Source organism: Actinomadura sp. NPDC000600 (assembly GCF_040492135.1).
Classification (GTDB): Bacteria; Actinomycetota; Actinomycetes; order Streptosporangiales; family Streptosporangiaceae; genus Spirillospora.
In genome coordinates this window covers 256,752-274,084 of record NZ_JBEUPD010000002.1, presented here as the reverse complement: position 1 = coordinate 274,084, position 17,333 = coordinate 256,752, and the positions used below count along the sequence as shown (strand labels likewise).

General features: G+C 72.5%; 18 protein-coding genes. 9 read left to right on the top strand and 9 right to left on the bottom strand.

The window, feature by feature from the left end; genetic code table 11:
- The first annotated feature begins 13 nt into the window (after positions 1-13).
- From ABWI07_RS04055 to ABWI07_RS04045, 3 genes are all read left to right on the top strand, one after another.
- Positions 14-1,417, top strand: a complete 1,404-nt coding sequence (locus ABWI07_RS04055) for an APC family permease (RefSeq protein WP_149261843.1) — start codon at positions 14-16, stop codon at positions 1,415-1,417.
- Positions 1,414-2,424, top strand: a complete 1,011-nt coding sequence (locus tag ABWI07_RS04050) for an acetamidase/formamidase family protein (RefSeq protein WP_353817650.1) — start codon at positions 1,414-1,416, stop codon at positions 2,422-2,424. Before ABWI07_RS04055 ends, ABWI07_RS04050 begins: the two co-directional genes overlap by 4 nt.
- A gap of 138 nt (positions 2,425-2,562) precedes the next feature.
- Positions 2,563-3,912, top strand: coding sequence for a hypothetical protein (locus tag ABWI07_RS04045; RefSeq protein WP_353817649.1), 1,350 nt, complete (start codon positions 2,563-2,565; stop codon positions 3,910-3,912).
- 84 nt (positions 3,913-3,996) lie between these two features.
- Here the strand turns inward: ABWI07_RS04045 and dacB are convergent, their stop codons facing one another.
- The 3 genes from dacB to ABWI07_RS04030 all read right to left on the bottom strand — a co-directional run bounded on the left by dacB (position 3,997) and on the right by ABWI07_RS04030 (position 7,299).
- Positions 3,997-5,538 (bottom strand): D-alanyl-D-alanine carboxypeptidase/D-alanyl-D-alanine endopeptidase, encoded by a 1,542-nt coding sequence (dacB, locus tag ABWI07_RS04040; protein WP_353817648.1) that lies wholly within the window; start codon positions 5,536-5,538, stop codon positions 3,997-3,999.
- Between the two features lie 97 nt (positions 5,539-5,635).
- Complete coding sequence (locus tag ABWI07_RS04035) at positions 5,636-6,679, bottom strand: maleylacetate reductase (RefSeq protein WP_149261846.1); 1,044 nt, start codon at positions 6,677-6,679, stop codon at positions 5,636-5,638.
- A gap of 146 nt (positions 6,680-6,825) precedes the next feature.
- Positions 6,826-7,299, bottom strand: a complete 474-nt coding sequence (locus tag ABWI07_RS04030) for a MarR family winged helix-turn-helix transcriptional regulator (RefSeq protein WP_149261847.1) — start codon at positions 7,297-7,299, stop codon at positions 6,826-6,828.
- 97 nt (positions 7,300-7,396) lie between these two features.
- Between ABWI07_RS04030 and ABWI07_RS04025 the strand changes: the two genes are divergently transcribed.
- On the top strand, positions 7,397-8,446 hold the full coding sequence (locus tag ABWI07_RS04025) for an amidohydrolase family protein (RefSeq protein ID WP_353817647.1): 1,050 nt from the start codon (positions 7,397-7,399) through the stop codon (positions 8,444-8,446).
- Here the strand turns inward: ABWI07_RS04025 and ABWI07_RS04020 are convergent.
- Genes ABWI07_RS04020 through ABWI07_RS04010 form a run of 3 tightly spaced genes read right to left on the bottom strand, consistent with a single transcriptional unit; the run spans position 8,439 to position 10,520 of the window.
- Positions 8,439-9,710 carry a cytochrome P450 gene (locus tag ABWI07_RS04020; RefSeq protein WP_149261849.1) on the bottom strand — a complete coding sequence of 424 codons (1,272 nt, stop codon included), beginning with the start codon at positions 9,708-9,710 and terminating at the stop codon, positions 8,439-8,441. The genes ABWI07_RS04025 and ABWI07_RS04020 overlap by 8 nt on opposite strands.
- A gap of 1 nt (position 9,711) precedes the next feature.
- Complete coding sequence (locus ABWI07_RS04015) at positions 9,712-9,912, bottom strand: ferredoxin (protein ID WP_149261850.1); 201 nt, start codon at positions 9,910-9,912, stop codon at positions 9,712-9,714.
- Positions 9,909-10,520 carry a TetR family transcriptional regulator gene (locus ABWI07_RS04010; protein WP_149261851.1) on the bottom strand — a complete coding sequence of 204 codons (612 nt, stop codon included), beginning with the start codon at positions 10,518-10,520 and terminating at the stop codon, positions 9,909-9,911. Before ABWI07_RS04010 ends, ABWI07_RS04015 begins: the two co-directional genes overlap by 4 nt.
- Before the next feature lie 142 nt (positions 10,521-10,662).
- On the opposite strand from ABWI07_RS04010, the gene ABWI07_RS04005 reads away from it, so the two are divergent.
- From ABWI07_RS04005 to ABWI07_RS03990, 4 genes are read left to right on the top strand one after another with little or no spacing between them, the layout of a single operon-like run.
- On the top strand, positions 10,663-11,466 hold the full coding sequence (locus tag ABWI07_RS04005) for an SDR family NAD(P)-dependent oxidoreductase (RefSeq protein ID WP_353817646.1): 804 nt from the start codon (positions 10,663-10,665) through the stop codon (positions 11,464-11,466).
- 14 nt (positions 11,467-11,480) lie between these two features.
- Positions 11,481-12,269: an SDR family NAD(P)-dependent oxidoreductase gene (locus ABWI07_RS04000; RefSeq protein ID WP_353817645.1), complete on the top strand. Its 789-nt coding sequence runs from the start codon at positions 11,481-11,483 to the stop codon at positions 12,267-12,269.
- Between the two features lie 53 nt (positions 12,270-12,322).
- The gene (locus ABWI07_RS03995; protein ID WP_353817644.1) at positions 12,323-13,192 is read left to right on the top strand and encodes a fumarylacetoacetate hydrolase family protein; all 870 of its coding nucleotides are present in this window, start codon (positions 12,323-12,325) and stop codon (positions 13,190-13,192) included.
- Positions 13,189-14,076 carry a fumarylacetoacetate hydrolase family protein gene (locus tag ABWI07_RS03990; RefSeq protein ID WP_353817643.1) on the top strand — a complete coding sequence of 296 codons (888 nt, stop codon included), beginning with the start codon at positions 13,189-13,191 and terminating at the stop codon, positions 14,074-14,076. Before ABWI07_RS03995 ends, ABWI07_RS03990 begins: the two co-directional genes overlap by 4 nt.
- Before the next feature lie 6 nt (positions 14,077-14,082).
- On the opposite strand, the gene ABWI07_RS03985 is transcribed toward ABWI07_RS03990, so the two are convergent.
- From ABWI07_RS03985 to ABWI07_RS03975, 3 genes are all read right to left on the bottom strand, one after another.
- The gene (locus tag ABWI07_RS03985; protein ID WP_353817642.1) at positions 14,083-14,901 is read right to left on the bottom strand and encodes an IclR family transcriptional regulator; all 819 of its coding nucleotides are present in this window, start codon (positions 14,899-14,901) and stop codon (positions 14,083-14,085) included.
- A 106-nt stretch (positions 14,902-15,007) separates the two neighbouring features.
- Positions 15,008-15,418, bottom strand: a complete 411-nt coding sequence (locus tag ABWI07_RS03980) for a hypothetical protein (protein WP_149261857.1) — start codon at positions 15,416-15,418, stop codon at positions 15,008-15,010.
- A gap of 90 nt (positions 15,419-15,508) precedes the next feature.
- On the bottom strand, positions 15,509-15,925 hold the full coding sequence (locus ABWI07_RS03975; protein WP_149261858.1) for a PGPGW domain-containing protein: 417 nt from the start codon (positions 15,923-15,925) through the stop codon (positions 15,509-15,511).
- A gap of 236 nt (positions 15,926-16,161) precedes the next feature.
- Here ABWI07_RS03975 and ABWI07_RS03970 point away from each other — a divergent pair, with 236 nt between their 5' ends.
- The gene (locus ABWI07_RS03970) at positions 16,162-17,268 is read left to right on the top strand and encodes an acyltransferase family protein (RefSeq protein ID WP_353817641.1); all 1,107 of its coding nucleotides are present in this window, start codon (positions 16,162-16,164) and stop codon (positions 17,266-17,268) included.
- The last annotated feature ends 65 nt before the right edge of the window (positions 17,269-17,333 follow it).

Genomic DNA, 17,333 nt, shown 5'->3' with positions numbered 1-17,333 from the left:
CAGAGGAGGAAGCATGGCCGTCGACTCGGCGCAGCCCGAGGGCATCGAGCGCTACGGGTACACCCAGGAGCTGCGACGCTCTCTCACGTTCAAGGACCTGGTGGTCTACGGACTGATCTTCATGGTGCCGATCGCGCCGTTCGGCATCTTCGGCAGCGTCTTCCAGGGGTCGGGCGGCATGGTCGCGCTCGCCTATGCGATCGGGATGCTGGCCATGCTGTTCACCGCCGGCTCCTACGCGCAGATGTCGCGGGCGTTCCCGATGGCCGGGTCGGTCTACACCTACGCCGGGCGGGGCATCACGGCGCCGGTCGGGTTCCTGTCCGGCTGGATGATCCTGCTCGACTACGTGCTGGTGCCGTCCCTGCTGTACCTGATCGCCAGCGTGGCGATGAACTCGCTCGTGCCGGGCGTCCCGGTGTGGCTCTGGCTCATCGCGTTCGTCGTGCTCAACACGGTCGTCAACTTCTTCGGCATCGAGATGACCGCGCGGATCAACCGGATCATGCTGGTCGCCGAGCTGGTCATCCTGGCGATCTTCCTGGTGGTGGGCCTGGTGGCGCTCGCCCAGGGCAAGGGCCACGGCGGCGGGAGCCTCACCCCGATCTACAACGGCGGGACGTTCTCGTGGGGGCTGGTGTTCGGCGCCGTGTCGATCGCGGTGCTGAGCTTCCTCGGCTTCGACGGCATCTCCACGCTGGCCGAGGAGAACCGCGAGTCCGCCCGCGCCATCGGGCGGTCGATGGTGGCCGCGCTGCTGCTGGTCGGCGTCCTGTTCATCGTCCAGACCTGGGTGGCCTCGCTGCTGGTCACCGACCCGGACAAGCTGATCAAGGAGGGGGACGCGGACGGCGTCGCCTTCTACGACGCCGCGCGGGTCGCCGGCGGCGCGTGGCTGGCCAAGCTGACCGCCCTCGCCACCGCGATCGCGTGGGGCTTCGCCAACTCGCTGGTGGCGCAGGCCGCGACGTCCCGGCTGCTGTACGCGATGGCGCGGGACCGGCAGCTGCCGAAGTTCCTCGCCAAGGTGCACCCCCGGCGGAAGGTCCCGGTCAACGCGACGCTCGTGGTCGCGGCCGTGTCGCTGGGCCTCGGCCTCTACATGGAGCAGCGCGAGGACGGCATCACGCTGCTCAGCTCGCTCGTCAACTTCGGCGCCATGACGGCGTTCCTGGTGCTGCACGTCTCGGTCGTCGTCCACTACGTCGTCCGGTCGGGCAGCCGGGACTGGTGGCGCCACCTGATCGCACCGGTGATCGGCTTCGGCATCCTCGGCTACGTGGTGGTCAACGCGAAGGTCGCCGCGCAGGAGCTGGGCTTCCTGTGGCTCGGCATCGGAGTGGTGCTGCTGGTCGGTCTGCTGCTCATGAAGCGCCGTCCGGCGCTGGCCGGCATCGAAGAGGAGGACGAGAAGTGACATTCGACGTGGTCTCCATGGGGGACACCGAGCCCGGCTTCGCGTTCGGCGGGCGGGAGGCGGCGCTCACCGTCGCGCCCGGCACCGTCGTGGAGCTGACGACCGAGGACTGCTTCGGCGGCGCGGTCCGCGGGGTGGACGACCTGCCGAGCCAGGTGTGCGCCTTCCCCTACCTCAACCCCGTCACCGGCCCCATCGCGGTGGCGGGCGCCGAGCCCGGGGACGCGGTGGCGGTGCACTTCGTGGACATCCGCCCCGCCCGCGACTGGGCGGTCTCGTCCACCTTCCCGCACTTCGGGGCGCTGACCGCGACGCACACGACGGCGATGCTGCACCCAGCTCTGCCGGAGCGGGTGTGGATGTACGACGTGGACGCCGAACGCGGGATCTGCCGCTTCCGGGCCCGCGCCAGCGACCTGGAGATCGAGCTGCCGCTCGACCCCATGCACGGCACCGTGGGCGTGGCCCCGGCCGCGAACGAGGTGATCATGAGCATCACCCCGGGGGCGCACGGCGGCAACATGGACACCCCGGAGATGCGCGCGGGCACCACGGCGTACTTCCCGGTCAACGTGCCGGGCGGGATGATCTCGATCGGCGACGGCCACTGCCGCCAGGGCGAGGGCGAGGTCTGCGGCACCGCCGTGGAGGCGGCCATGAACACCGTCGTGGTCGTGGACCTGGTCAAGGGCGCGGCGCCCGCGTGGCCGCGCCTGGAGGACGACCTCCACCTGATGTCGACCGGCTCGGCCCGCCCGCTGGAGGACGCGTTCCGGATCAGCCAGCACGACCTGGTCACCTGGACGTCCGCGCTGCTCGGCCTGGACGAACTGGACGCCTACCAGCTCGTCAGCCAGGCGGGGCTCGCCCCGGCCGGCAATGTCGTCGACACCAACTACACGATGCTCGCGAAGCTCCCCAAGACCGCTCTGCCGGGCGTCTCCGCCTACGACGGGATCCACGCGCGCCTGCGTGAGACCGCCGAGCGCTACCTGTCCCAGCGCTGACCCGCTCAGGGCCAGCCTCCCCGATCGTCACTCTCTGTATTCATATAATCCCCGTGCGTTGCGACGTCCAGGGACGGAGCGCGGTCGCGCTCCACGGGGAGGGTGTGCGTCTTGAGGATGAGCAGGAAAGTGGCGGGCGTGGCCGTGGGAGCGGCCGCCGTCGCGATCGCGGCCGCGGGATGGCCGGTCGGAGCCTCCGCGGGCGGCCAGTGGAAGCTGGTCGCCCGGGAGCGGTTCGACCGGCCGCTGCGCGTCGACGGCGCGCCGTGGCGGCTGGACCCGCAGGGGCCGCGCAGCCCGTGGCACGTCGACGCGTTCGACGACGACGGGGAGGCGTGGCGGAGGCTCAGCGGGCCGCTGTTCGAACGGCAGATGAAGACCCTCAACGTGTTCCGCAAGCGCGTCGCCTTCGGGGAGCGGGGGTGGCTGACGGCGGAGGTCGCCGCCGTCGACAAGGACCGCGACGGGCGCCCCGACTCCCGGCCCGGCCTGTCGGCCGTGTCGCTGCCGGGCGGGCGGACCGCCGGGCGGATCTCCGAGCCGAGCTGGGACGCGGGGGTGCTGATCCGGCCGACCCGCCCGCTGCCCCGGTACTACCGGGTGGAGATGACGCTGCGCGGCATCCAGTTCGGCGGCAAGCGGAACGGCACGTTCGACTACGACGGCAGGCACAACGGATACACCATGGAGCCGTGCAAGACCCGGTACCCGTGGACGTTCCAGGGCGCCCTGCCCGGCAGGTCTCGGTGCCAGTACCCCGACGTGACGCGGGAGAACGGGTTCTACTACCTGACGATCCTCGACTACGCGACCCCGGCGCCGCACGGCAACCCGGGCATCCACTTCCGGCGCAAGGTCATCATGGACGGCTACTACAGCGACGACGCCCGCTGGAAGAACGCCGCGACCTGCAACCCGAAGACCCGGAAGATGTACCGGACGTTCGAGGGCACCTTCAACGGCGTCAACGCGCTGTTCCCGCGCGGCGACCTGTTCCGCGAGACCGCCAACAACAACATCAGCAACGAGTACTACGCCAAGACCGCCTGCGGAGAGGCGTCCATGGACCGGCGGTACGGGCCGGGCGGCCGGTTCGAGGGGCACCTGACCAGCGCCGAGCTGCGGCCGGAGCTGCTGCCGAAGGCCGCCTACCGGTTCGCCATCGAGCGCGACCGGACCGGGTACACGCTGGAGATGAGCGGCCCGTTCCTGCACACCGGGCAGACCACGCTGCGCGTCCACCACGACTTCGTGGAGAACGGGCGCCCGATCTGGCACTACAACCAGACGCCCGGCGAGTACGACGGCCGGTTCGACCGCAGGCTCGTCCACAAGGGCCCGGCCGGGACGTACACGACCGAGCACAGCTGGCCGAAGGGCTCGGCCTACCCCGACTCCTTCATCATCGGCGACCCGCACCTGAACTACTACGAGGGTGAGGCGTTCGTCGACGACATCCGCCTCTACGTCCCCAGAGACCAGGGATGACCCGCGCCGGCGGGGCGCGTTCCGCCGTCAGCGGGACGCGCCTCGCCGGCGGTCAGCGGGGTCGGCGGTCAACGGCGTCAGTGGTCAGCAGCGCCCGATCCAGGAGCACTCCAGCTGCGGGGAGTTCCCGGAGACGCGGAACGTCCGGACGGCGGCGGGGTCTCCCCCGGCCAGCCGGACCGCGATCCTGTCCTCGATGTCCTTGGGCGCGGCGCCCTGGTAGCCGTTCAGCACGACCGAGAAGACCAGCCGCCGCCCGGACGGGTCGGTGACGTAGCCCGACAGCGCGGAGGCGCCGGTCAGCGTGCCGGTCTTGGCGTGCACGTTGCCCGCGGCGGGGGTGCCCTGCATCCGCGACCGCAGCGTGCCGCCCTCCAGGCGGTCCGGGTCCCCGGCGACCGGCAGAGCCCGGTACCAGGCGGGGAACCAGGGCGCGCTCTGCGCCTTCTTCAGGATGGTGCTGACGTCCTGCGCGGTGGTGCGGTTCTCGCGCGACAGCCCGGAGCCGTCGGCCATCTCCAGCCGTCCGGTGGGGACGCCCTGGCGGCCGGCATACCTCTCGATCACCGGCAGCCCCGCCTCCCAGCTCCCCATGCCCGCCCTCTCCCGGCCGATGGCCTTGACCAGGGTCTCGGCGACCATGTTGTTGCTGAGCTTGAGGAACGGCACCATCAGCCGCGACAGCGGCATCGAGGAGCGGACCGCGAGCGCGGCGGCGCCCCGCGGTGTCCTGCCGCGCTCGGTGACGCCCTCGACCTCGACGCCGTGGGCCTGGAGCGCGCTCCGGAACACGTCCGCCGCGTACAGGGTGGGATTGTCGACCGTCCGCAGGGTCGTGTAGGGCGCGGCGCCCGCCGGGTACGAGCCGCTCACCACGATGGTGTCGCTGCCGACGGCCCGGTTCACCGCCAGCGTGGACGGCGACCCCGGCGCGCCCGTGACCGCCCTGTTGTCGATCTTGACGGTGCGGGTGGCCGGGGACAGCCCCGCCTCGACCGGGTCGCCCTCGGCGCCGCCCGGCCGCACCGACACCTCGACCGACCCGGCGTCGAAGTCGGTGTTGGGCGCGACGGTCAGCGCGGACGTCTGCGCGGCGTAGTAGTACTGCAGGTCCGTCGGGTCCCAGTGGGAGGGCGTGCGGACGGCGTCGAACCAGGTGTCGTCCGCGACCAGGTCGCCCTCGACGCGCCGGACGCCCCGCGCCGCCACCTGGGCGGCGAGCCGGTCGTAGTCGGCGGCCCGCGTCGTCGGGTCGCCGGTCCCCCTGAGGTAGAGGTCGCCCCTGACCGTCGAGCCGGACACTCCACGGGCGTACACGCCGGTGCGGAACCGGTACCCGGGGCCGAGCAGCGACAGTGCCGCGCCCGACGTGTAGAGCTTCATGTTCGAGGCGGGCATCACCTGCGCCGTCGCGCCGCGCGAGTAGCGGACGGCGCCCGTCCGGGCGTCCCGCACCACCGCGCCGACGGTCGCGCCTTCGAGGCGGCCGTCGGCGAGTATGGCGTCGAGGTCCTTGCCCAGGTCGGTCTTGGCGGCGCCTGCCTTGGCGGCGGCCATGGCCGCGGGGTGCGCGGCGGGAGCGGCGAGCAGGGACGTCCCGGCAAGCAGGACGGACGTGATTCGCACCAATGGTCCACGCATGAGGTGTGAGCGTAGGGCAACGACCGGACCACGGCAGCGGAACGACACGATCGTGATCAAGTACTTGCGCGGACCGGGCCGTTCACCACATCGCGTCGAGCAGTTCCGCGACCGCGTCGGCGTCCGGCGGCCGGGGATTGGGGTAGGGATCGGCCGCCACCCGCCCGGCCATCTCGCGGAGCCGTTCGCGGGGGACGCCCAGAGCGGACAGCCGCGTCGGGCCCCGGTGCGCACGGGCCAGCGCGGCGACGACGGCGACCGGGTCCGGCCCGGCCACCCGGGCGAGCCGGGCCGAGGCGGCGGGCGCCGACGGCAGGTTGAACGCCATGACGTGCGCGAGCAGCATCGTGTGCAGTTCGGCGTGCGGGAGACCGAACGCGCCGCCGAGGACGTGCGCGAGCTGGTGGTGCAGCCCCATCCGGGTCTGCGCCAGGCAGATCCCGGCCAGCCACGCGGCCGACTGGAGGCGCGCGCGCCCCTCCATTCCGGTCGGGTCGTCCAGCACCTCGGGCAGCGCGCCCAGAATGCCGGCGACGGCCTCGGCCGCCAGCGCGTCGGTGACCATCGTGGCGTCCGGCGCCCACAGGGCCTCGACGGCGTGGGCGAGCGCGTTCATCGCGCTGGTCCGGGTCAGGCCGGACGGCATGCCCAGGGTGAGGCGCGGGTCGTAGACGACCGTGCCGGGAGCCAGGCCGGGGGCGCGGCGCGTGGTCTTCACGCCGTCCTCGGTCTCGCCCAGCACGGGCGTCATCTCGGAGCCCGCATAGGTGGTGGGCACGGCGACCTGCGGCATCCCCGTCCGCGCCGACACCGCCTTGGCGAGGCCGATCGCGGAGCCGCCGCCGACCGCGACGACGCAGTCCGCGCCCGCGGCGTCCTCCATGGCGCGCGCCGTCACGGCGACCGGGGTGTGCGGCGCCGGACGGTCGAAGCGCGCCGCGAGCCGTCCTCCGAGCGCCCCGGCGATCCGGTCGGCGGGCCCGGCGGCGGACGGCGCCGCGACCAGCAGCACCCTCTCCGCCCCGATCCGCGCGACCTCGTCCGCGACGAGATCGCTCGCACCCGGCCCGACCAGGACGCGTACGGGCAGCGTCTCGTGGACGACGACCTCGTCCGCGCTGCTCATGACGACCGGCCCGGCATAAGGATCATGTGCACTCTCCTGTACGGCGCTGCGAGCTTCTATACCGCGTGACCTCTCTCTTACTCAGCGCCACAGCCCTCGTATACGACACGCACCCACCCGCGGCGCCGGTGCGGTGCCGGGACCGGTCAGCCCTCGTCCGCGTGCTCGGCGATCCGGCGAAGCAGGTCCACGAGACGGTCCCGGTCGTCGCCGTCCAGGTGGCCGAAGAGCCGTTCGCCCACGTCGGCCCCCGCGCGCCGGGCGCTCTCCAGCGTCCGCGTCCCGTCCGGGGTCAGGCTGATCGAGTGGGCCCGGCGGTCCTGCGGGGCGCGCTCGCGCCGGACCAGGCCGCCGTCCTCCAGCTCGTCGACGATGCGCACCATCGTGGACTTGTCGATGCCGGTGAGGTCGATGAGGCGCCGCTGGCTGGACGGCCCGTACATCTCCAGCGCCAGCAGCATGCTGAACTCGCGCACGTCGATCCCCAGCCGGCCCAGCTCGCCGTTCATGCTCGCCCGGCTCCGGTTGTGCGCGGAGGCCAGCAGCATGCCGAGCCCCACGTGCCGGACGGCGGGGTCGCCGTCCTCGGACAGGAGCCGTTCGAGCAGGTCGTCGAGCATGGCCCCAGTTTAGGGGCCTCTGATATAGTCCCACTTGAGACTTTCTCGTATGAGAGAGCTTGGTGGGCGGCGCATCGAACGAGTGAGGGAGACGCGCATGCCCGAGACGACCCGCCGCCGCGCCCTGCAGGTGGCCGGCCTGGCGATGGCCGCGGCCGCCGTTCCGGCAGGTGAGGCGGCCGCCGCCCCCCGGCGGCCGCGCGGCAGGATCGACACCCACCATCACGCCGTCCCGCCCCGGATGCGGGAGTGGGCGGTCGAGCAGGGCCTCCTCCCGCCGACCGGCGGACCGTCCTGGGCCCAGTGGACGCTGCCGAGCACCCTGCGGACGATGAACGCCAACGGCATCGCCGCCGGGGTGGCGTCCGCGCCGGTGCCCGCCGAGGTGTTCCTGGACCGGGGGATCGCCGCCTCGGGCGTCCAGGTGTGCAACGAGTCGCTGGCCGAGCTGGTGCGCGAGCACCCCACGAGGTTCGGCTTCTTCGCCAACGTGGCGATGCTCCACCCGGACCTCGCCGTGCGGCAGCTCGCCCACGCGCTGGACGACCTGGGCGCGGACGGAGTCCTCCTCAACACCTCGGCCGCCGGGCACTACCTGGGGGAGCCGATGTTCGACCCGCTCTGGGCCGAGCTCGACAAGCGCCGCGCGGTCGTGTTCGTCCACCCGGTCGCCCCCAAGGGCCTGCCCGAGGCGCCGGGCGTCGGGGACTGGCTCGCCGACTACCTGCTCGACACCACCCGCACCGCGCTCAACCTCATCGCCGCCGGGACCCTCGACCGGTACCCGGGGGTGTCGGTCGTCCTGTCGCACGGCGGCGGGTTCCTGCCGTACATGGCGGGACGCGCCGAGCGCTCGGCCCGGGAGGACGGCGGCCCGCTCCCGGCGCGGATGCGTCCGGCGCTCCGCCGCTTCCACTACGACACGGCCCTGCCGGTGTCCCCGTACGCCGCACCGTCCCTGATCGCCGCCGTCGGCGCCGACCGCGTCCTGTTCGGCACCGACTGGCCCGCGAACTCCGCCCGCGAGGTCGCGCTGAACACCCGGGACCTCGACCGCGACCCGGTGCTGGACGAGCGCGCCCACCGCGCCGTCGACCGGGGGAACGCCCTGCGCCTGCTCCCCCGGCTGGCCGAACGCCTTACGTGATGCGGACGGGGAGGGTGCGGGGGCCGCGGACCTGGCCGGCGGCCCACGTGACCGCCGCCGGGTCGGCCAGGGCGAAGGACGGGACGCGCTCCAGCCAGACGTCGAGCGCCACGCGCAGCTCCATGCGGGCCAGGTGCGAGCCGACGCAGCGGTGGATGCCGAGGCCGAAGGCGGCGTGCCGGTTCACCTCGCGGTCGATGACGATCTCGTCCGCGCGGTCGAACTGGGCCGGGTCGCGGTTGGCGGCGGGGAACGACAGCAGGACCCAGTCGTCGGCCTTCATCTCGACGCCGCGCCAGGTCATGTCCTCCCTCACGAGGCGCGCCATCGTGACGGGCGCGAAGGCGCGCAGGAACTCCTCCATCGCGGTCGGCAGCAGCGACCGGTCGGCGGCGAGGCGCTCGCGGTCCGCCGGCGTCCTCGCCAGGTGCCACAGCGAGGCGCCGATCGCGCTCCAGGTCGTGTCGATCCCGGCGATGAGCAGCAGCGCCATCGTCCCCGAGACGTGGGACGGGTCGAGCTTGCGCCCGTACAGCTCGGCTTCGATCAGATAGGTGGTGAGGTCGTCGCGCGGGTTCGCGACGTGGTCGCGGATCTGCTCCAGGAGGTAGTCGAACAGCTTGTCCATGCGCGCGATGCGCTCGTCCGGGGGGAGGTTGACTCCTTCGAGGGTGTTCTCGACGAACTCGCGGAACCGGGGGCCGTCCTCGGGCGGGAAGCCGAGCATGTCGGCGATGACCCGCATCGGGATGTGCTGCGCGTACTCCTGCGCGGCGTCCACCGTCTCGCGACCCTCGAAGGAGTCGATGAGCTCGTGGCAGTACGCCCTGGTCGCGGACTCCAGCCGCGCCACCGCCGACTTCTTGAACGCGGGCAGCAGCAGCTTGCGCGCGTCGTGGTGGAACGGCGGGTCGGACGAGATCGGCGGCGTGACGCCGACCGGCTCCACCTCGCGCGGCGGCCGGAAGTTGCTCATGACGACCGAGCGGGAGGTGAACCGCTCGGTGTCGTAGGCGACCGCCGCCACGTCCTCGTAGCGGGTCGGCAGCCAGCCGCCGCCGAACCGCTCGGTCCGCGCGACCGGGCAGCGCCGCCGCAGGTCGTCCTGGATCGGGTACGGGTCGGCGGCCCACTCCGGTTCCAGGTGGGAGAAGTCGGTCGCCCAGTCGGAGACCGGGCCGGTGACGACCTCGTTGCGCGTGCCGAGCGGACGACTGGCCCGCTCGTCCCGGAAGTCCTTGCCGAAGCGGTCGTCCGCGGTCATCTCACGCCTCCCCGAGGACGTCGATCGCACGTTCGGGGCAGTTCGCGACCGCGAGGCGGGCCTCGTGCTCCCCGCCCTCGGGGACGACTCCGTCGCCGAGGACGACGCCGTATCCCTCGTCGTCCTCGCCGAACAGGCCGGGGGCGAGGTCGTAGCAGCGGCCGTGCCCCTGGCAGCGCTTCGGGTCGATCTGCACCTTCACTGGGTTCCTCCCCCTGTCGTTCCGGGCGGCGCGAGCGCGGACACGATCCGCGCGAGCAGCGCGACCCACTCCTCGTCCCCGACGGCGTGCATGTCCCGCGGGATGAGGGCGCTCCCCATCCCGAGCAGCAGGCAGAGGTGGGCGAGCGCGTTCGGGGAGAGCGCCGGGTCCATCTCCCCGCCCGCCTGGGCGATGCGCATCAGCCCGGCGAGCCACTCGGCGCGCTCTCCGACGTAGTCGCGCATGGGACGGGCCACGTCCTCGTCCCGGTGGGCCGCGACGAGGGCCTCCACGACGAGGTGGGCGCGGGCGTCGCGGCGGTTCGGCAGCCACCGCCCCATGGTGAGCAGCAGCTCGACGACCGGGCGGTCGGGCTCGGCGGCGAACAGCTCGGCCAGCAGCCGCCGCCCGTGCGCACGCAGCGCCGCCACCAGCAGCTCCGCCTTCGAGTCGAAGTGCGCGTACAGAGCGCCGTTGCTGACGCCGGCGGCCCGCGCGATGTCGGCGACGCGCGTCCCGTCGTACCCGCGCCGCGCGAACTCGTCGGCCGCCGCGCTCAGCAGCCGTTCGCGCGTCTCCGCGCGCGTGACGCCGGCAATGCGTCCCATACCGAAATTAAACGAGCGTTCATTTGCCGGGTCAAGGCCCCCGCACCCCCGAAGGCTCCAGCCAGGCCTCTTGACGGCGGGTTGCGGGTCCTCGGATACTCGACACAACATGAAAGCGGCTTTCATTAAGCGAAAGTGACAGGTGGAACACGTGGCTGACGGGTCCGCGGCGGCTCATGGTGCGTCGGACGCGGCGGCTGACTGGCCTGGGCTGCGGGGCGCTCGGGTACTCGTGCTCGGTGCCGGCGGGATCGGCGCGGAGTGCGTTCGGGGATATCTCCGAGCCGGGGCCGTCGTCACGGTGGTCGACCGCGACCCCGCGCGGCTGGACGCTCTGCCCCCGGGCCCGGACGGGACCGGCGCGCACACGTTCGCGGCCGACCTGGCCGAGCCGGGCGCCGGAGCCGACGCCGTCCGGCGGGCGGTGGAGGCGATGGGCGGGCTGGACGTGCTCCTGCACTGCGTCGGCGTCAACGACCGGCGCCCGATCCTCGACTTCACCGAGGACGAGTGGGACCGGGTGCTGCGCACCAACCTGTCCACCGCGTTCGGCGCGGCGCAGGCGGCGGGGCGGCACATGGTGGAGGCAGGCGGCGGGCGCATCGTGCTCCTGTCCTCGGTGTCCGGGCACCTGGCGCACCGCAAGCACGGCCCGTACGCCGCGTCCAAGGGCGGAATGAACCAGATGATGCGGGTCATGGCGGCCGAGTGGGCGTGCCACGGCGTCACGGTCAACGCGGTCGCGCCCGGCTACGTCGAGACGCCGCTGACCGCCGGATACCTCGCGCAGCCGGGCGTCCGCGAGGAGCTCGTGCGCCTCGTCCCGGCCGGGCGGCTGGGCACCGCAGCGGAGATCGTCGGCCCGATACTGTTCCTGTCCTCGCCGCACGCGGCCTTCATCACCGGGCACGTCATGTACGTCGACGGTGGCCGCACTCTCGTCTGATCAGAGGAGAACGCATGAGCACGCAGGAGGGCATCTTCCCTCGGTTCGCCGGGAAGACGGTGCTGGTCACCGGGGCCGGGACGGGGTTCGGGGCGGAGATCGCCGTCCGGGCCGCGCAGGAGGGCGCCCGGGTCGGCGTCCACTACAACAGCTCGAAGCAGGGCGCCGAGCGCACGGCGGAGCGCGTCCGGGAGGCCGGCGGCGAGGCGTTCGTCGTGCAGGCGGACATCTCGTCCTGGGACGAGATCCGCCGCCTCGCCGACGAGGTCTTCGCGTGGGCGGGCACGCTGGACGTCCTGGTCAACAACGTCGGGGACGTCGCGACCGAGCAGATGTCGTGGCGGCAGCTGACCCAGGAGTCGCTGGACCGCGTCATCGACGTGGACGTCAAGGGCACCCTGCTCATGACGCACGAGTTCGGCTCCCGCATGCTGGAGCAGGGCCACGGCTCGATCATCAACATCGGGTCGACGGTGGTCGTGCGGGGCAGCGCGCGGGCCCCCCAGTACGCCGCCGCCAAGTACGGGCTGCTCGGCATCACCAAGTCGTACGCGGCGGCGTTCTCGCCGGCCGTCCGCGTGAACACCTTCGCGCCCGGCTTCATGGAGACCGGCGCCACGCTGGAGCGCGAGGACTGGAAGTCGGGGCGCCGCGAGAAGCTCATCGCGCAGACGCCGCTGGGCACGATCCCGCCGCCCGAGAAGGTCGCGGGCACGGCGCTGTTCCTCGCCACCGAGGACGCCTCCCACATCACCGGCGCCTACATGCTCGCCGACGGCGGCTTCAACATGGTCGGCGCCTGATCCGCCGGCGCCGAGCCCGGACCGGCGGCGCCGGGGCCTGAGAGGAACCCATCTTGAAACTGATCACGTTCGACGAGGGCCGGGTCGGCCGGCTGGACGGCGAGGACGTCATCGAGCTCGACGTGCCGTCCACGCGGGCGTTCTTCGAGCGCGGCGGCACCGCCCCCGAGACCGGGGAGCGGCTGAGGCTGGCGGACGTCCGGCTCCGCGCGCCCATCCGGCCGAAGAAGTTCTTCCACACCGCGGGGAACTTCGCCGACCACCACGAGGAGCTCCAGGCGGTCAACTGGTCGCACCCGGTGCACAAGGGCATCGTGTTCTTCCAGAACGTGGACGCGATCATCGGGCCGGACGACCCGATCGTGTACCCCGAGCACCTCACCCGGGAGCTCGACTACGAGCTGGAGCTGGCCGTCGTCATCGGCAAGCCGGGCAAGTTCTTCGGCCCCGAGCAGGCGCTGGAGCACATCGCCGGGTTCACCGTCTTCAACGACGTCACGGCCCGCGACATCCAGCGCCGCGAGATGGAGTCGGGGGTGTTCTCGTTCAGCAAGGCCATCGACACGTTCTGCCCGATCGGCCCGTGGATCGTCACCGCCGACGAGATCGAGGACATGCAGGACCTCGCCATGGAGCTGCGGGTGAACGGCGAGAGGCGGCAGACCGGGCACACCAAGCAGATGCGCGTGTCGATCCCGCACCTGGTCGCCTACCACTCGCCGCAGACCTACAGCGCGGGCGACATCATCACGACGGGCACCGTGTCGGGCGTCGCCGCCGTCCAGCCGGACCCGTTCGCGTTCTACCTGCGGCCCGGCGACGTCGTCGAGGCCGAGATCGAGGGCGTCGGGACACTGCGCAACCCCGTGGTCTCCTGGCAGGACGCCCACGGCGAGGCTCCGCCGGAGCGGGTCGACTGGTGAGGTTCGCCAACCTGGACGGGCGGGCCGCGGTCATCGTCGAGGGCGCCTCCGGTGACCTCGCCGTGGACGTCGCCGAGGCGAGCGGCGGCCGGTTCCCCGCCGACCCGCAGGCCGTCTTCAGCCGGTGGCGCGCGTTCTGCGAATGGGCGGCGTGGTCCCTGGACCCGGAGCAGGGCAGGCCGTTCGCTCCGGAGGACCTCGGCCCGCCGGTGCCGCGTCCGGCCCAGGTGTTCGCCATCGGCGTCAACTACGCCGCGCACGCGAGCGAGGCCGGGTACCCGCCCGAGTCGGCTCCCGTGACGTTCACCAAGTTCCCGAGCTGCCTGGCCGGGCCCTACTGCGAGGTCGAGCTGCCGTCCGCCACCGTGGACTGGGAGGTCGAGATGGTGGTGGCGGTCGCGCGGGAGAGCAGCGGCGTCCATCCGGTGGACGCCTGGGACTACGTCGCGGGCATCACGCTCGGACAGGACCTGTCCGAGCGGACCTCGCAGCTCGCCGGGCCCAGGCCGCAGTTCAGCCTGGCCAAGTCGTTCCCGAACTTCGGCCCGACCGGCCCCTGGCTCGCCACCCTGAGCGAGTTCGACGACCCGTCCGACCTCGCCATCTCGTGCAGCCTCTCCGGCGAGACCGTGCAGAGCGCGCGGACCTCGGCGATGATCTACAGCGTCCCGGAGCTGCTCGTCCGGCTGTCGCGGATCTGCCGGCTGTTCCCGGGCGACCTGGTCTTCACCGGGACGCCGGCCGGCGTCGGGAACGCCCGCTCGCCCAAGCGGTTCATCCGGCCGGGCGACGTGCTGGTGAGCGAGCTGGAAGGCGTGGGGGGCATGACCCAGCGGTTCGTCGCGGGGCCGGCCCGTGACGGCCTTCCGCCCTCCGGGGAGTGAACGGCGTCAGCGTCCGCCCAGCAACCGGGAGATCTCCGCGCACGCCTCCTGCACCAGCGGCCGGATCTCCTCCAGGAGGCGCGCCGTCGGGACCTCCATCGCGGGCACGGCCACGTTGACCGCCGCGACCGCCGTCCCGGACGCGTCCCGGACGGGCGCCGCGACGGACCGGAGCCCGTAGGCGAGCTCCTCGTCCTGGAGGGCCCAGCCGCGGCCGCGGATCTCCGCCAGCTCGGGCCGGAGCGCCTCCAGCGAGGCCGCGGCGTTGGGGCCGGCCGCCCCGGCGAAGGACTCCCCGGTCAGCACGTCCTTCAGTTCGGCGTCGTCGAGCTGGGCCAGCAGCATCTTGCCCATCGAGGTGCGGACGGCCGGAAGCCGCGACCCGACCTGGATGTTCGCCGTCACCAGGTCGTTGTTGCGCAGCCTCACCAGGTACAGCACGTGGTCCCCCGACAGCACGCCGAGGTTCGCCGTCTGCCCGGTGGCGTCGGCGAGCCTGCGCAGCGGCCCCTCCGCGAGCTGGACGAGGTCGAGGCTGCGCAGCGCCGAGAAGCCGAGCGTGAGCACCTTCGGCGCGGGCCGGTAGGCGCCGTCCGGAAGCTGTTCGAGGAACCCCTCGGCGGTCAGCGTCGAGGCCAGCCGGAAGGCGGTCGGCAGGGGCAGGCCCGTCGCCGCGGCCATGTCGGTCAGCTTCATGGCCGGGCGCTGCTCGGAGAAGAGCGCGAGGAGGCGCAGGCCCTTCGCCAGCGCCTCCACGTGGTAACCGCTCTTCGGGCCGGCCCGGCCGCCGGCGGAGCGGGGCGGCGTACGGTCACGCGGGGGCACGGACGCCTCGCTTTCAGCCTGGCCGGCGGACACCGCCGACTGACGGGCCTGCCGGCTGACGGGCACTGCGCCTCTCATCATACGGACGCGCCGCCCCGCGGATCCGTCACCTCAGGGCCTCGTAGTACGAGTCCGCCTCCTCCTCCCTCTTCCGGCCGGCCGTGAAGAAGCCGGCGAGCGCGGCGAGCGCGGCCACCGCCTCCCCGGCGAAGCTGATCGTCTTGTCCGCGTACCACTGCGGGTCGTACATCCGCGGGATCGGGCCGATCTGCCCGAAGTCGACGAAGTAGTACAGCAGCACGGCCCCGGCCGCGCTCGCCGCGACGACGAACGCGATTGCGTACGTCCACCTCCGGGCCCAGAACAGCACGAGCAGGCCCGCGACGGCCGCCGCGATGGCCTGGCCGTAGAACAGGTCGTCTCCCGGGATGACGTCGCTGGGGGTGTTGGGCCCGGGGGCCATGTCGGGTGCGAACCGCCAGTGCACGACGGCGTCGGCCGCGAGTCCCGCGGCCACGAGTACACGAAGAACAATGCCCATACCCCTTGCACGGGGATACCCGGCCGCCGGATCAATCCGGCCGAACATTTCCCCAAGTCGGGCCCGTCACTCGGGGAAGGTCTCGGCGCGGCGGGCCTTCACCCGGCGCCAGCTCCAGTAGAGGAGCCCGCAGAGGATGAAGCCGGACAGGATGAGCCCGGAACCCGTGCTCCATCCGCTGAACGGCAGCTCCCGCACAAGTCCCCAGGCCACGCCCGCGCCGAACAGCGCCAGCACGGTGAGGAGGGAGCCCGTGAGGCGCCACCAGGACGTGACGCTCTTCTCCGCCTCGCCGATCGCCTTCTCGCGGAGGGGCTCGACGTAGCGGTTCACGGCCGGGAACTCCCGGGACAGGATGAGCAGGCCCGCCAGCACGAGCAGCAGGCCTGGGCCGGGCAGGACGAGCAGCGCGACTCCCGCCAGCAGCACGGCGCCGCCGGCCACGATCACCACGCCCTGCCTGGTGGACCTCCCGTAACCCATGTCCCTCCCCGTCCTCCCGCCCGGTCCGGGAGCCGCCCGGACCGGCCCCGCACCGTATCCGGTAAGGGCCGTGTACCCGTCTGGGGAGATCTTGTGCGCGGCGGGCCCGCCGAAATCCCCCGGCCCGCGCTCCGGACCCCCTCCGTGACCCCGGCACAGCGCGCTGTGACTCCCAGGGTTGTGGGGCGTTTCGTTAGGTATGCTCCACGAGCCCCTCCCAGGATCAGAGATCTTTCATGACACAGACACCCGAGGCGTCCGTCGTGGCCGAGGCGGCGGTCCCAGATTCCGCCGAGGCGGCGGCGTCCCCCGCCCAGCGCCCGCAGGAGAAGCCGCGGACGCCGGGCGGCGCGGCTCCCCGAGCACGCGACCCCCACCTGGACAACGCCAAGTTCCTGGCGATCCTGCTCGTCGCCGGCGGGCACGGACTGTCGGGCCTGCGGGACGTCCCGCTGGCGGCGGCGCTCTGGAACTTCATCTACCTGTTCCACATGCCGCTGTTCGTCATGGTCAGCGGGTACCTGTCCAAGCGGTTCACGCTCACCGACGACAAGTCGGTGCGGCTCGTCGGCTCGACCATCGCGCCCTACGTCATCTTCCAGTGCGCCTACAGCCTGTTCGCCTGGGGCGTCGACGACCGGCGGTTCCAGTTCGACGTGCTGGACCCCTACTACCTGACCTGGTTCCTGCTGGCGCTGTTCGTCTGGCGGCTGCTCACCCCGATCTGGCGGCGGCTCAAGTACCCCCTGGCGACGGCCATGCTCGTCGCCCTCCTCGGCTACATGAGCGACATCGGCAGCACGCTCGACGTGTACCGGATCCTCGGGCTGGCGCCGTTCTACGTCCTCGGGCTGACGCTGTCGCCGGAGGTCGTCCAGATCGTCCGGCGGCCGTGGGCGCGGATCACCGGCGCCGCGCTCCTGCTGGCCGCCTTCGCCGGCGCGTACCTCACCCAGGACCGCATGAACGCGCGCTGGCTGAACTGGGACACCTCCAACGCCGACCTCGGCGTGGGCGAGCTCACCGGCACCCTGATGCGCGCCGGGCTGCTGGTCACCGGGACGGTTCTGATCCTCGCCTTCCTCGCGGTGACCCCGTCCCGCCGCACCTGGTACAGCGGCCTCGGCGCCGCCACCATCTACGGCTACCTGCTGCACGGGTTCGCGACACGGCTGTTCACGTTCGAGGGCTGGCACAAGCTCGCGTGGTTCGACACGATCCCGGGCGTGCTCTCGGTCGTGCTCGCCTGCTTCGTCCTCGTCACGGTGCTGAGCACGCCCCCGGTGCGCCGCGTGACCCGCTGGGCCGTCGAGCCGGACATGAGGCCGCTGTTCGGCCGTTGACGATTCCCCTCGTCCGGGCACCTCAGGCCCCATCACACAAGGGTTACGGGGTCCTGGAACGTCGG

What these genes read in the sequence shown, in the direction of transcription:
- ABWI07_RS04055 (WP_149261843.1), top strand. Translation starts at nt 14, where the DNA reads ATGGCCGTCGACTCGGCGCAGCCCGAGGGCATCGAGCGCTACGGGTAC.
- ABWI07_RS04035 (WP_149261846.1), bottom strand. Translation starts at nt 6,679, where the DNA reads ATGAGCAGCGCGGACGAGGTCGTCGTCCACGAGACGCTGCCCGTACGC.
- ABWI07_RS04030 (WP_149261847.1), bottom strand. Translation starts at nt 7,299, where the DNA reads ATGCTCGACGACCTGCTCGAACGGCTCCTGTCCGAGGACGGCGACCCC.
- ABWI07_RS04025 (WP_353817647.1), top strand. Translation starts at nt 7,397, where the DNA reads ATGCCCGAGACGACCCGCCGCCGCGCCCTGCAGGTGGCCGGCCTGGCG.
- ABWI07_RS04020 (WP_149261849.1), bottom strand. Translation starts at nt 9,710, where the DNA reads ATGACCGCGGACGACCGCTTCGGCAAGGACTTCCGGGACGAGCGGGCC.
- ABWI07_RS04010 (WP_149261851.1), bottom strand. Translation starts at nt 10,520, where the DNA reads ATGGGACGCATTGCCGGCGTCACGCGCGCGGAGACGCGCGAACGGCTG.
- ABWI07_RS04000 (WP_353817645.1), top strand. Translation starts at nt 11,481, where the DNA reads ATGAGCACGCAGGAGGGCATCTTCCCTCGGTTCGCCGGGAAGACGGTG.
- ABWI07_RS03975 (WP_149261858.1), bottom strand. Translation starts at nt 15,925, where the DNA reads ATGGGTTACGGGAGGTCCACCAGGCAGGGCGTGGTGATCGTGGCCGGC.
- ABWI07_RS03970 (WP_353817641.1), top strand. Translation starts at nt 16,162, where the DNA reads ATGACACAGACACCCGAGGCGTCCGTCGTGGCCGAGGCGGCGGTCCCA.